At 63.6% G+C, this 13,533-nt stretch carries 13 protein-coding genes; 9 read left to right on the forward strand and 4 right to left on the reverse strand.

Annotation, left to right across the window (positions count from 1 at the left end; translation table 11 throughout):
- The first annotated feature begins 23 nt into the window (after window positions 1-23).
- From B5525_RS31025 to hflX, 4 genes are all read left to right on the forward strand, one after another.
- Window positions 24-2,375: a sensor histidine kinase NtrY-like gene (locus B5525_RS31025; protein WP_079569433.1), complete on the forward strand. Its 2,352-nt coding sequence runs from the start codon at window positions 24-26 to the stop codon at window positions 2,373-2,375.
- A gap of 17 nt (window positions 2,376-2,392) precedes the next feature.
- Window positions 2,393-3,763, forward strand: a complete 1,371-nt coding sequence (locus tag B5525_RS31030; protein WP_079569434.1) for a sigma-54-dependent transcriptional regulator — start codon at window positions 2,393-2,395, stop codon at window positions 3,761-3,763.
- 244 nt (window positions 3,764-4,007) lie between these two features.
- Window positions 4,008-4,256 (forward strand): RNA chaperone Hfq, encoded by a 249-nt coding sequence (gene hfq / locus B5525_RS31035; RefSeq protein WP_006020546.1) that lies wholly within the window; start codon window positions 4,008-4,010, stop codon window positions 4,254-4,256.
- A gap of 11 nt (window positions 4,257-4,267) precedes the next feature.
- Complete coding sequence (gene hflX, locus B5525_RS31040) at window positions 4,268-5,665, forward strand: GTPase HflX (RefSeq protein ID WP_079569436.1); 1,398 nt, start codon at window positions 4,268-4,270, stop codon at window positions 5,663-5,665.
- A 37-nt stretch (window positions 5,666-5,702) separates the two neighbouring features.
- On the opposite strand, the gene mazG is transcribed toward hflX, so the two are convergent.
- Window positions 5,703-6,518, reverse strand: a complete 816-nt coding sequence (gene mazG / locus B5525_RS31045; RefSeq protein ID WP_079569438.1) for a nucleoside triphosphate pyrophosphohydrolase — start codon at window positions 6,516-6,518, stop codon at window positions 5,703-5,705.
- Between the two features lie 142 nt (window positions 6,519-6,660).
- On the opposite strand from mazG, the gene queC reads away from it, so the two are divergent.
- On the forward strand, window positions 6,661-7,377 hold the full coding sequence (gene queC, locus B5525_RS31050) for a 7-cyano-7-deazaguanine synthase QueC (protein ID WP_079569439.1): 717 nt from the start codon (window positions 6,661-6,663) through the stop codon (window positions 7,375-7,377).
- Here queC and B5525_RS31055 read toward each other — a convergent pair.
- Genes B5525_RS31055 through nthA form a run of 3 tightly spaced genes read right to left on the reverse strand, consistent with a single transcriptional unit; the run spans window position 7,374 to window position 9,048 of the window.
- Window positions 7,374-7,760 carry a nitrile hydratase accessory protein gene (locus B5525_RS31055; protein ID WP_079569441.1) on the reverse strand — a complete coding sequence of 129 codons (387 nt, stop codon included), beginning with the start codon at window positions 7,758-7,760 and terminating at the stop codon, window positions 7,374-7,376. The genes queC and B5525_RS31055 overlap by 4 nt on opposite strands.
- Window positions 7,760-8,419 (reverse strand): nitrile hydratase subunit beta, encoded by a 660-nt coding sequence (gene nthB, locus B5525_RS31060; protein ID WP_079569442.1) that lies wholly within the window; start codon window positions 8,417-8,419, stop codon window positions 7,760-7,762. The genes B5525_RS31055 and nthB overlap by 1 nt, the downstream gene beginning before the upstream one ends.
- A complete protein-coding gene (nthA, locus tag B5525_RS31065; protein WP_079569444.1) occupies window positions 8,419-9,048 on the reverse strand; it encodes a nitrile hydratase subunit alpha in 630 nt (209 codons plus the stop codon). Before nthA ends, nthB begins: the two co-directional genes overlap by 1 nt.
- 220 nt (window positions 9,049-9,268) lie before the next feature.
- On the opposite strand from nthA, the gene B5525_RS31070 reads away from it, so the two are divergent.
- The 4 genes from B5525_RS31070 (at window position 9,269) to B5525_RS31085 (ending at window position 13,447) form a co-directional block, all read left to right on the forward strand.
- A complete protein-coding gene (locus B5525_RS31070) occupies window positions 9,269-9,565 on the forward strand; it encodes an antibiotic biosynthesis monooxygenase family protein (protein ID WP_244567646.1) in 297 nt (98 codons plus the stop codon).
- A 69-nt stretch (window positions 9,566-9,634) separates the two neighbouring features.
- The gene (locus B5525_RS31075) at window positions 9,635-10,441 is read left to right on the forward strand and encodes an enoyl-CoA hydratase/isomerase family protein (RefSeq protein WP_079569447.1); all 807 of its coding nucleotides are present in this window, start codon (window positions 9,635-9,637) and stop codon (window positions 10,439-10,441) included.
- A gap of 415 nt (window positions 10,442-10,856) precedes the next feature.
- Window positions 10,857-11,651 (forward strand): crotonase/enoyl-CoA hydratase family protein, encoded by a 795-nt coding sequence (locus B5525_RS31080; protein WP_244567647.1) that lies wholly within the window; start codon window positions 10,857-10,859, stop codon window positions 11,649-11,651.
- Window positions 11,645-13,447, forward strand: coding sequence for a feruloyl-CoA synthase (locus B5525_RS31085; protein WP_079569449.1), 1,803 nt, complete (start codon window positions 11,645-11,647; stop codon window positions 13,445-13,447). Before B5525_RS31080 ends, B5525_RS31085 begins: the two co-directional genes overlap by 7 nt.
- Window positions 13,448-13,533: the final 86 nt, after the last annotated feature.

Raw genomic sequence — 13,533 nt, forward strand, 5'->3', positions numbered from 1 at the left:
CCTTCAGCGCACCCCTTGCCGGAATGACCAGCGCAGACACCTCCGCCGCATCGTTCGCACCCTCATTTGCCGAATCCAAGGGGCGCTCCCTCTGGAGGTTCGTGGCGCCGTTTGTGGTCGCCATCGCGCTGTTGTCGGCGCTGCTTACCTTCGTGGTGCTCACCGGCCTGACCCGGATCGAGCCGACCCGCGACGTCGTCATTTCCTTCATGCTGATCAATGCAGCGATCATCCTGCTGCTGGTCGGCATCATCGTCCGCGAGCTCTGGCAGGTGGTGCAGGCCCGTCGCCGGGGCCGGGCGGCCGCGCGGCTGCACGTCCAGATCGTCGGGCTGTTCTCCGTGATTGCGGTTTTGCCCGCCGTGCTGGTGGCGATCGTCGCCAATGTGACCATCGACCGGGGCTTCGATCGGCTGTTTTCAGGCCCGACGCGCGAGGTGATCCAGAACTCGCTGACTGTCGCACGGGCATATCTCTACGAGCATGCGGAACTCATTCGCGGCGATATCCTGGGAATGGCCAACGATATCTCGCACGCCCGGCCGCTATACGATCAGGATCGGGGCACGTTTCGCGAGCTTTTGACGACGAGCGCTGCCTCGCGCAACCTGCCGGGCGCGATGCTGATCGACAAGGACCGCCATATTCTTGAGTCGGCGCAGACCGGCATCAAACAGGACTTCACGGTCCCGCCGCAGGACTTCCTGAGCAACGTCAAGGAAACCGAGCCCGAAATCTCCGTGTTTCCCGAAGGCAATTACGTCGCCGCCGTGATCCGGCTGCGGGCCTTCAACGACACCTTCCTCTACGTCGCGCGCCTGCTCGATCCGCACGTGGTCGCGCAGGTCAACGAGACGCAGGCCAGCGTCGCCGAATATGCCGAACTGGAGTCGCGCCGCCTCGGCATGCAGGTATCGCTCGCCCTGATGTTTGCCGTGATCGGACTGACCATCCTGATGGCCTCCGTTCTGATCGGCCTGAACTTTGCCAATTGGCTGGTTACGCCGATCCGGCGGCTGATGAGCGCGGCCAATATCGTGTCGACCGGCGATCTGCATGTGCAGGTGCCGGTGCACAAGTCGGAGGGAGATCTCGCCCAGCTCGGCGAGACCTTCAACAAGATGACGCAGGAGTTGCGCTCGCAGCGCGACGAACTGGTCAACGCCAGCGACCTGATCGACAGCCGGCGCCGCTTCATCGAGGCCGTGCTGTCGTCGGCGAGCGCAGGCATCATCGGCGTTGATGCCTCGGGAAGCGTCGGCATCCTCAACCGGTCCGCCGAAAAGCTGATTGGGCACGCCGAATCGGAGACGCTGGGTCATCCGCTGTCGGACGTGTTGCCCGAGCTCGACGACATGATGAAGACGGCGCGCGAGGGCACGCAGCGGCTGGTGCAGGGCCAGATCACGATTCTCCGCGACGGCCACGAGCGAAATCTTTCGGTGCGCGTCAGCGCCGAGCAGACCAGCCAGTCGCGCGACAGCTACATCATCACGCTCGACGACATTACCGACCTGGTGTCGGCGCAGCGCACCTCGGCGTGGGCCGACGTTGCCCGCCGCATCGCGCACGAGATCAAGAATCCGCTGACCCCGATTCAACTGTCGGCTGAACGTATTCGCCGCAAATTCGGCAAGGTGATCACCGAGGACAAGGCCATTTTCGAGCAATGTACGGACACCATCGTGCGGCAGGTTGACGATATCAGGCGGATGGTTGATGAATTCTCGCGCTTTGCGCGGATGCCGAAACCCGTGATCGAAGGCGAAGACGTCGCCGACACCGTGCGCCAGGCGGTATTCCTGATGCGGGTCGGCCATCCCGACATCGACATCGAAGCCGAAATCAAGCAAGACCCGTTGCGGGCGCAGTTCGACCGGCGGCTGATTTCGCAGGCGCTGACCAACATCATCAAGAACGCCGCGGAGGCCATCGAAGCGGTGCCGGCGGAGGAGTTGGAGAAGGGTCGCATCGATGTCATCGCGACCCGCGAGAACGATGACATCCTGATCGACGTCGTCGACAACGGGATCGGCCTGCCGAAGGTGAGCCGGGCGCGTCTGCTTGAACCCTATGTCACGACGCGTGAAAAAGGCACCGGCCTTGGATTGGCGATCGTTGGCCGCGTGCTGGAAGACCATGGCGGCCGGATCGAACTGCATGATGCCGCCGACATCAGGCCGGGCCAGCGCGGCGCCTGGATGCGGCTGCGCTTTGCGGTATCGGGCCACGCGAAGGCCGATAGCAAGGAAGCCGGGCCCGAAACAAAAATGCCGGTTGCCGAAACCACGGGCTCCCCTGACGCGACTAATCCAGACGGGACATCAGGCGCGACCAGCAATGAAACAAAAATCGAAGCCGCAAGCGGCAACTGACATGACAGGCGTGACCCATGGCAAGTGATATTCTGATTGTCGATGACGAGGCAGATATTCGCGATCTGGTCGCGGGCATTCTTGACGATGAGGGATTCACCACCCGGACCGCGCGCGACAGCGATTCGGCGCTGGCCGAAATCGCCAACCGCCGCCCGCATCTGGTATTTCTCGATATCTGGCTGCAGGGCAGCAAGCTCGATGGCTTGCAGTTGCTGGAGCAGATCAAGCGTGAGCATCCCGATCTGCCGGTCGTGATGATCTCGGGACACGGCAATATCGAGACCGCGGTCGCCGCCATCAAGCGGGGCGCCTACGACTTCATCGAAAAGCCGTTCAAATCCGACCGGCTGATTCTGGTGGCGACGCGGGCACTGGAGACCTCGCGGCTGAAGCGCGAGGTGAAGGAACTCAAGCAATTGGCGCCGGCGGCGAGCATCCTGACCGGGCGCTCCGCCTGCATGAATCAGTTGCGCCAGACCATCGAGCGGGCCGCCAAGGCCAATAGCCGTATCCTGATCGTCGGTCCTTCCGGAGCGGGCAAGGAGCTGGCGGCGCGTACGCTGCACAATCTGTCGAGCCGCGCCGAGGGCCCCTTTGTCGTCATCAACGCCGCGGCGATCACGCCGGAGCGCATGGAAGTCGAGCTGTTTGGCGTCGAACAGTCCAATGGCGAGCACCAACGCAAGGCCGGTGCGCTGGAAGAAGCCCATAGCGGCACCCTTTTCATCGACGAAATCGGCGATATGCCGCGCGATACCCAGAACAAGATCCTGCGGGTTCTGGTCGATCAGACCTTCCAGCGCTCCGGCGGCACCGCCAAGGTCAATGTCGACGTTCGCATCATCTCCTCGACGGCGCGCAATCTGGAGGACGAGATCGCAGAAGGGCGGTTCCGCGAGGACCTCTATCACCGGCTGTCGGTCGTACCGATTCGCGTTCCGCCGCTCTCGGAGCGCCGCGAGGACATTCCCGAACTGATCGACTATTTCATGGATCAGATTTCAGCCGCTACCGGGTTACCGAGACGCCAGATCGGTCAGGACGCAATGGCGGTATTGCAGTCCCACGTTTGGCCGGGAAACGTCCGGCAGCTTCGCAACAATGTCGAGCGCGTCATGATTTTGGCCGGCGGAGGTCCCGAAGTGATCATCACTGCGGATATGCTGCCGCAGGATGTCGGCTCCATGGTGCCGGCGATGCCGACCAGCAACAGCGGGGAGCATATTATGGGCTTGCCGCTGCGTGAGGCGCGAGAGGTGTTCGAGCGGGACTACCTGATCGCCCAGATCAGCCGCTTCTCGGGCAACATCTCGCGGACGGCGGAATTCGTCGGCATGGAGCGTTCGGCGCTGCATCGCAAGCTCAAGGCGCTCGGGGTGGGGTGAGCCGGTTTCGCCGACATATTCATGCCCGTGCATGTGAAAATTGACGCTTTTCTGGGCTTTTCCCGGGAATTACGCCCGTGTTCCGCGAACCGACTTGCCTAAAAACCGCACCTGCCTTCTAATCAAGCCGCCGCGCCTCCCGGAGGGGGATCTCAGGGGAGTGCCGGCAACTGGGGGACGTTCCGAAAGAGAGCAGCAACCGGTTCAATAAAAAAGAAACCAACAAGACTGCGGGATAAAAACAATGGCGGCTGACCGCGCACAAAACCTACAGGACACCTTCCTTAATCACGTTCGCAAAACCAAAACGCCACTGACGATCTTTCTGGTCAATGGAGTGAAGCTGCAGGGCATTGTCACCTGGTTCGACAATTTCTGTCTGCTGTTGCGGCGCGACGGTCATTCGCAGCTTGTATACAAGCATGCGATCTCGACCATCATGCCGGGCGCTCCGATCCAGTTGTTCGAGGGCGGCGAGGATGCGCCGGCTTGAGAGTGATCTGATTGGAACCCCGAGAGATCGAAGGGGGTGCCGACCGTCCGCGGTCGGCGGGGGGTAAAGCTACCGGGCGGGTGATCGTCATCGGCCCTTATTTGCGGATGCGCCGCGGCGATGCCGAGACGCAGACGGATCAGCACATCCTCCGCGATACCCACATCCTGCGCGATACGGAGGCGCGGCTCGAGGAAGCCGTCGGTTTGGCGCGCGCCATCGATCTGACCATCGCGGATGCGGTGATTGCGCCTGTCAGTCAGATCAGGCCCGCGACCTATCTCGGCAAGGGCAAGGTCGAGGAGATCGTCGGCCTCGTCACCGGCCACGACATCGAATTGGTGGTGATGGATTGTGCGTTGTCGCCGATCCAGCAGCGCAATCTCGAGAAGGCCTGGAGCACCAAGGTTCTCGACCGCACCGGGCTGATACTCGAAATCTTCGGCCGCCGCGCCAAAACCAAGGAGGGCGCGCTGCAGGTCGAATTGGCGCATCTGAATTATCAGCGCTCGCGCCTGGTGCGATCATGGACCCATCTGGAACGCCAGCGCGGCGGCTTTGGGTTCATGGGGGGTCCCGGCGAAACCCAGATCGAGGCCGATCGCCGCCTGATCGGCGAGCGCATCACGCGTCTTGAGAACGAGATCAAGAAGGTTCAGGCCACGCGGCGGCTGCATCGTGCCGGCCGGCAGCGCGTGCCGTATCGGGTGGTGGCGCTGGTTGGCTACACCAATGCCGGCAAATCGACGCTGTTCAACCGCTTGACCCGGGCCGAGGTGCAGGCCGCCGACATGCTGTTCGCAACGCTCGACCCGACCTTGCGCGCGCTAAAACTCCCGCACGGCGGCAAGGCCATGCTGTCGGACACCGTCGGGTTTATTTCCAACCTGCCAACACAGCTGGTTGCGGCGTTTCGCGCGACGCTGGAGGAAGTGCTGGAGGCCGACGTCATTCTCCACGTCCGCGACATCTCGCATATGGACACCGAAGCGCAGCAGCGCGACGTCGACACCGTGCTGCGCCAGCTCGGCATCGATCCGGATGCCGGACAGCGGATTCTCGAAATCTGGAACAAGATCGACCGCTTCGACGCCGACGACCGCGAGAACCTGGCCAATATCGCCGCCCGCCGCCCGCCGGAGCGCCCATGTTTTCTGGTGTCAGCCGAGACCGGGGAGGGGATCGACGACCTGCTCGCCGCGATCGAACGGCGGCTGGCGGCTACACGCACAACGCTTGACCTTTCGATCGACGCTTCCGACGGCGCCGGCATCAGCTGGCTGCATCGCAATTCGGAAGTGCTGAACAAGGAGCTGCACGACGGCCGCTTCGACATGACCGTCCGCGTCGACGAAACCAAGCGGGACATCGTGGTCAACCGTTTTGATGCCGTGCCGCACGCGGTTTAGTCGTGCCCCTCGCGCGGGAGCGACGTGCTGAAAGCGCTTACTCCTTCGCTTTCGCCTCGTTCCACAGCGCGTCCATCTCGGCGAGCGACGCACCCTCCAGCGTACGCCCCTGCGATTCGAGCGCGCGCTCGATATGCGCAAAGCGGCGCTCGAATTTGGCGTTGGTGCCGCGCAAAGCGGCTTCCGGATCGGCGCCGACGTGGCGCGCCAGATTGACCAGCGCGAACAGGAGATCGCCGGTTTCGCCGGCAAGTTCTTGCCTGTCGCCGCCTTCGAGCGCGGCCTCGATCTCGTCAGCTTCCTCGCGGATCTTGTGCAGCACTGCGCGCGGGTCGTTCCAGTCGAAGCCGACGCTGGAGGCCTTCCGCTGCAACTCCATCGCACGCGTCAGCGCGGGTTGTCCGGCCTTCACGCCGGACAGCAACGATTTGGGCGCGGTTTCCTCGGGCGGACGCCGCGCTGTGCGTTCGGCCTTTTCTTCGGCCTTGATGCGCTCCCACGCTTCCTTGACATGGGACGGCGTCAGATTTCCGTCCGCGTCGGCGAAGACGTGCGGATGCCGCCGGATCATCTTGCGCGTGATCGCCTCGACCACGTCGCCGAACGAAAACGCACGTTGCTCCTCGGCCATACGGGCGTGAAACACCACCTGCAGCAGGAGATCACCGAGTTCCTCCCTGAGATCGTCGAGGTCGCCGCGCGCGATGGCGTCCACGACCTCATAGGCTTCCTCGATGGTGTAGGGCGCGATGCTCGCAAAATCCTGTTCGAGATCCCAGGGGCAGCCGGTGCCGGGTGTTCGCAGCGCCGCCATGATCTCGAGCAGGCGTGAAATGTCGCGGGAAGGGGTCATGGCGCACCGGGGCTAACGGGAGATCGGACCTATATGCCGCAAGATGCCCCACGGTCCCAGCGAAACGAGCCGATGGGGCCGGTATTTCCACCGATTGGCTCAATGATTGGCCTGGGCAGCGATGAATGCTAATGGGCAGGCTATGAATGAACGACCGTCATCCGAAACCGCGCTGGTGCTGTTCTCCGGCGGACAGGATTCCGCCACCTGCCTTGCCTGGGCGCTGGAGCGCTTTGCGCGCGTCGAAATGCTCGGCTTTGATTACGGGCAACGCCATGCCATCGAACTTGAATGCCGCGAGCGGCTGCTCGATGGCTTCAAATCGCAGCGGACCGATTGGGCCGCAAAACTCGGCGAAAGCCACACCCTGAAGATTCCGACCCTGGCCGAGATTTCCGACACCGCCCTGACGCGCGATGTCGCTATCGCGATCGGCGCGGATGGCCTGCCCAACACCTTTGTCCCCGGCCGCAATCTGGTGTTCTTGACGTTTGCCGCTGCGCTGGCCTACCGGCGCGGCATCGATCACATCATCGGCGGCATGTGCGAGACCGATTATTCCGGTTATCCCGATTGCCGCGACGAGACCATCCGCGCGCTGCAGACAGCGCTCAATCTCGGCATGAACAAGGAATTCCAATTGCACACGCCGCTGATGTGGCTGGACAAGGCCTCGACCTGGAAGCTCGCCAACGAACTCGGCGGGGCAGGGCTGGTCGATTTGATCCGCGAACACTCCCACACCTGTTATCTCGGCGAACGCGGCGCCCGGCACGACTGGGGCTATGGCTGCGGCGAATGCCCGGCCTGCGCGTTGCGCGCCAAGGGCTGGCGGGAATATGCGGCGGCGGCTGCCTAACCGGCAAAATCCGCTGGTTGCAACACGATCGGCGAACCGTGTGGCGTGCGATCGGCGGCGTGGTCCCAGGCGTCGCGGTAGCGGTGCAGGGTTTCGGAAGACGCCACGCCCTTCGCTGCGACCAGCTTTTCGAGCGTAGCCAGCCAATGCCGGTAATAGGTCTCGCCGCTGTCGGGATCTCCAACTGCCTGTGCGCGCTTGATTTCGTCGGCGAGCGCTTGGGCCCATTCGTTCCAGCTGAACAATCCTCGCCCGTGCAGCGCCAGCGCCATGGCAAAGGCCTGCGCTTCCCAGGGCTCGCGAAACACCGGGCCGTCGGCGTCATGGGGGATGCCGGGCACAGCGCGGGTCGCCGCGTGAGCGGCTTGCGGATCAAGCGCCATCAGGTGCGCCCCAGATAGGGTTCCCAAGCGTCGACCGAGACCTTCAGGTTCGGATCGGACGCCTCGCCCCACAATTCGCGACCGCCAAACGTCACCGTGTACAGCCATTGCGGGTCTTCGCCGGCACCGGTGGAGTTGCTGTCGGGAAAGACATGACAGCCGAGCACGCGTTCCACGACGCCGATATGCCCGCGCACATAGTGGGGAAGCCGCGTATGCGTCGGCGGATGGATGTCCCTGGCGCGAATGCGATCGCCAGCGGCGAAGCGAGCGGGACTGCCGGCCTCGCGTTCGGTCGGTCCGCCCCGATGCAGCATCGCCGCGACGCCGTCACGGGTCAGCGTCTTCGCGACCGGTTTGGCCGGATGTAGCGCTTTGGCAGCCTCGATTTCGTCCGACGCGACGAGGCCACGCTCCAGCATCAGCCGCTCGAGACCCGCAAGCCAGATCTGGTAATAGCTCATGCCGAGATAGTCTGCGGGCGGACGGTCCTCGCGGGCGAAACGCGACATGTCGATGTTCCAGCCGCCGGGCATCGCCATCGCCAGCGTCAGCGCGAAGGCGCGCCGCTCCCATGGTGCGTGAAACACCGGCTCGTTCGGTTCCGGCTGCACCGGAACCGACCAGGCGACACCGCCCATATCATGCGCGCCGTCCATCAGGCGACCTCGTGCGGTTGTTTCGGTAATCCCGTGCCGATCATGCTGTCGCGGGTGACCAGGGAGGCCAAGCGTTCCTCGTTCCAGCCCTCGGTGCCGGCGGGTCGCATCGGCAGCACGAGATAACGGATTTCGGCGGTCGAATCCCAGACGCGGATCTCGGTGCCCGCGGGCAGCTCGTAGCCGAAATCGCGCAGCACGCCGCGCGGGTCCTTTACCGCCTTGGAGCGATAGGGCGCCGACTTGTACCAGACGGGCGGCAGCCCCAGCACCGGCCACGGATAGCAGGAACACAGCGTGCACACGACCATGTTGTGAGTCTCAGGGGTGTTCTCGACCGCCACGATGTGCTCGCCCTGACGCCCGGCATAGCCGAGTTCCGCTATCGCCGGCGTCGCTTCCTTGATGAGACGCGCGCGATAGGCCGGATCGGTCCAGGCGCGCGCCACCACCCGCGCGCCATTGCGTGGCCCGACCTTGGTTTCGTAGGTCTCGATCAGAAGATCGAGCGCGGCGGGGTCGACATAACCCTTTTCGGTCAGGATGGTTTCGAGCGCACGCACCCGCAATTCGGTATCGGACAGTTCCGAATGGTCGTGGTCGTGATGATGGTGGTCGTGATCGGTCATGCGCCAAGGATAGGCGAATTATTCCGGCAATGTCGAGATGTTCCCTGCGGGTTTCGGATAATCGGGATTTGAAAGCGGCTTCAGCGATATCGCCACCGTCTTGAGGAACAATCGCGGCGCCCAACCCACCGCCCGGCTTTCATTTCCGAAAGCCGTGGGTAAAGGTCGGCCAATCATTCGAGGAAGATCGATGCCCACAATATCCAAAGGTCGCACGCCCGTGACGCTGATCAACGTTTTCACGGTAACGCCGGAAAAGCAGGACGAGTTGATCGAGCTGTTGATCGATGTCAGCGAGCACAATGTCCGCCATCACAAAGGCTTTATCTCGGCAAGCCTGCATCGCGGCATCGATGGCAAGAAAGTAGCGATGTACGCGCAATGGGCGAGCGTCGAAGACTATGAAGCCATGCGTCAAAATCCCGGCCCCGCACCGGCGCTCGAGAAAGCGCTGAAGATAGCGACGTTCGATCCAGGGATGTACGAGGTCGTGGAAATCTTTCTTCCTGAAAGGTGATAGACGGCGTTTGTGCGGTATCGTTGCCGGGAACAGGTTCTGAGAGCGCGGACTCTGGGAGCGCGGACAGTGGCGGACTTCGTGACGATCGAAAAGGGCCAGGGGCCCGAGGGGCGCATCGCCGTGGTTCGCTTCGACCGCGGCGACGGCATCAACGCGCTGTCGCCGGAAGCGCTGCGCCAGCTCACCGATGCCGCGCGCAGCTTCGAAGACGATGCCGGCACCTCGGTCGTGGTGCTGACCGGCGGCAAGGATGCCTTCAGCGCGGGCTTTGACCTCAAGGATCCTGAGGGCCGCGCGCGTCGGGACATGGATCTCGGCACCTTGCGCCGGCATCTCAAGCTCGGGCCGCGGCTGACCCACGCCTGGCACGAGATGGAGCAGATCACGATCGGCGCCATCGAAGGCTTTTGCGTCGGCGGCGGGGTGGCGCTGGCGGTAGCGCTGGACTTTCGCGTCATGGGCCGAGACGCGCATCTGCGGGTACCCGAGATCGGGCTTGGCATGAACATGAGCTGGCAGAGCATCCCGCGCATGCTGCATCTGATCGGACCGGCGCGCACCAAGCAGGCGGTGATCCTAGCCGACCAGCGCATCTCGGCCGACAAGGCCTATGAATGGGGCCTGGTGGAAGAGGTGGCCGATCCCGGCCATGCCTTCGATGCCGCGATGGCGCTCGCCGCGAAGGTCGCGGCGCAACCGCCGCTGTCGGTCGCCATGACCAAACTGACCGTCAACCGGCTGGCGCACGCGCTTGACGACCTCGCCAGCCACATGGACCTCGACCAATTCGCGCTGGCAAGCTTCAGCGAGGACCACAAAGAGGGCGTCGCGGCATTCCTCGGCCGCCGCAAGCCGCGCTTCAAGGAACGCTAGCATACCGAGCACGCGCGATCGTCGACCTCGTCTACGAGATGGGCTGCCCCTGCGTCCAGATCGAGCGGATCGTGTGAGCGACCGCTCGGTAGCCTCGGCGGTGCGGACGCTACGCCGGTCGTCGTTGGGTTCCCGCACGTTACAGGTGTAACGCGATAACCGTTTCCGGCAATCCTCCCGCAACGCTGACGGATCTTACTCGGCCTCGAAGCCGGAGGCGCGCCAAACGCGCGACCGCGCGTGCAACCCCCTTTGGTACCAAGAACTGATGGAGAGCTTCGCTATGATTCATCCGGCCGGTCGAATCGAGAAACCGAATCATGGCCCGCTGCAGACCGCGCGGGAAGGGCAAGAGAACGCAGGCCGATTACAAAGCGATGTGCGCGCGGAGGGCAGCGGGCGTTACGGAAGGCCAGTGCTGCCGGACAGCCTTAGCGTAAGCCGGCGTGGTCCGGTGACGCTGTTGCGGTTGTCGCGCCCCGCCAAGAGAAATGCGCTGGATGAAGCGACGATCAACGGCATCGAATCCTTCTTCAGCGATCCGCCGCGTGAGACCCGCGCCATCATCGTATACGGAGAGGGAAAGCATTTTTCGGCTGGCGCGGATCTTTCCGCGTCCGTGGAGGACCACGCATTGGCCAGGGTTCGCTATTCACGTGCCTGGCACCGCGCATTCGACTGGATCGAGAATGGCGGTTTGCCGGTGATCGCTGCACTGCATGGCGCGGTCATCGGAGGCGGTCTGGAGCTTGCGGCCTCCGCACATATTCGCGTCGCCGAACGCAGCGCGTATTATGCTCTACCCGAGAGCGCGCGCGGCATATTCGTTGGCGGCGGCGGTGCCGTGCGCATCCCGCGCCTGATCGGCACCAGCCGGATGATCGACATGATGCTGACCGGCCGTACCTACAGCGCCGCGGAAGGGGCATCGCTTGGCTTTTCGCAATACGTTGTCGATGACGGAGAGGGACTGACCAAAGCCATCGAACTGGCCGAGCGAATTGCGACAAACACCACGCTGAGCAATTTCGCCATCGTGCAGGCCTTGCCGCGGATCGCACGTTCCGGTCCGGACGGCGGATTTCTGACGGAAAGCCTGATGGCCTCGATCACTCTGGACGATGGCGAAGCCAAGGCCAGGATCAATGCCTTTCTCGAAAAGCGCGGCCCGAAAACCGGCCCTCTCTCGGCGGAGGGCCAGCCATGCTGAAGTCGGAAATCCGGCCGGCGCCGGTGGCGCCGGGAAATGTGACCATCCAATCCCTTCCGGACGGCAGCCTGCGCGTGCGCAATGCGGCGGCGCCGGGCCCCTGTCCCGACCGCTTGACGGAGCAACTGGAGCACTGGGCGGCGGTCGCTCCCGATCGCGTGTTTCTCGCTGGCCGCGACGGCGAGGGCTGGCGGAGCGTGACCTACCGCGAAGCCCTCAACGCGGCGCGCGCGATTGGCCAGGCCCTGCTCGATCGCGGTCTCTCCGCCTCGCGGCTCGTCCTGATCCTGTCAGGCAACGGAATCGAACACGGCCTGCTGTCGCTCGGATGTCTGCACGTGGGCATCCCGTTCGTGCCACTGTCGACGGCCTACTCGTTGGTTTCGACCGATTTCGCCAGGCTGCGGGAGATTGTCGCTCAAGTGGACCCGGGCCTCGTGTTCGCAGATGACGGCGACCTTTATGCGGCTGCGCTTCTTGCCAGCACCCCAGCGGATGCCGAGGTCGTGATCGTGCGTGGCAATCCCGGCCGTGACGCGACGCCTTTCGATGCCTTGCTCGCGACCGCTCCGACCGATGCCTTGGAGGCGGCTGCCCTGGCCGTCAATCCCGACACCCTAGCCAAACTGCTGTTCACCTCCGGCTCAACCGGAATTCCGAAGGGCGTCATCAGCACGCACCGGATGTGGTGCGGCGTCATGCCGATCGCATTGGCGTTATACCCCGCGCTTGCGGAGGAGCCTCCTGTGCTCGTCGACTGGCTGCCCTGGAACCACGTCTTCGGCGGTACCGTCAGTTTTGGTCTCGCACTGTTCAACGGCGGAAGTCTGTATATCGATGATGGCAAGCCGCTGCCGGGTCAAATCGAGAAGACGGTTCGCAACTTGCGCGAGGTTGCGCCGCTGCTCTACTCGAATGTGCCGAAAGGTTACGAGGAGTTGCTTCCCTGGTTGCGCCGCGATCGCGCGCTGCGGGAAAATTTCTTCAGCCGCGTTCGGTTCATGCAATATTCCGGGGCCAGCATCGCCCAGCATGTCTGCGACGCTTTCGATGAACTTGCACGCGAGACGATTGGCGTCCCCATTCCGTGGATGACGCTGCTGGGCTCGACCGAGGCCGGCATGATCACGGCCCACCGCCATTCGGATGCGACGCGTGCCGGCTGTGTCGGCCTGCCGCCACCAGGCGTCACGCTGAAGCTCGCGCCAGTCGACGGCAAGCTGGAAGTGCGGGTTCAAGGCCCAACCGTAACGCCGGGCTATTGGCGCCGCGACGATCTCACCCGCGGCGCCTTCGACGAGGATGGATTCTTGCGCACCGGTGACGCGCTCGACTGGGCGGAACCCGGAAACCGGCAAGCCGGCTTGCGCTACGGCGGCCGCCTTGCCGAGGACTTCAAGCTGGCCACCGGCACGTGGGTCCGCGTCGGCGCCCTCAGGGCGCATCTCCTGCAACATCTGACGCCCGAGCTGCGCGATGTGGTGATCGCCGGGGAAAACCGGGATTACATCGCCGTCCTGGGGCTTCCATCCACGCCGGAGATTGCGGAGGACAAGGCGGTGCGGGAACGGTTGCGCGCCAAATTGGCGGTCCTGAAAGCGGAAGCCGGCGGAAGCGCCCAGCGTGTGCTGCGTTTCGCTTTCCTGACGGAAAAGCTCTCCATCGACACCGGCGAACTGACGGACAAGGGCGTCATCAGTCAACGCAACATTCTGCGGCGCCACGCGGGGTTGATCGAGTGGCTCTACGCACACGACGCGGGGGATCAGGTGATCTGCCTGAAGGCGGACGCATAACAATAAGATGAGGCGCCTGCGTAATTGGCAGGCACTCCCGTTTCGGCCGCCCCATCCGTGGCGATCGAAGCAAGATGACGCCGCTC

The organism is Bradyrhizobium erythrophlei, assembly GCF_900129505.1.
In the GTDB taxonomy this organism is placed as follows: Bacteria; Pseudomonadota; Alphaproteobacteria; order Rhizobiales; family Xanthobacteraceae; genus Bradyrhizobium; species Bradyrhizobium erythrophlei_D.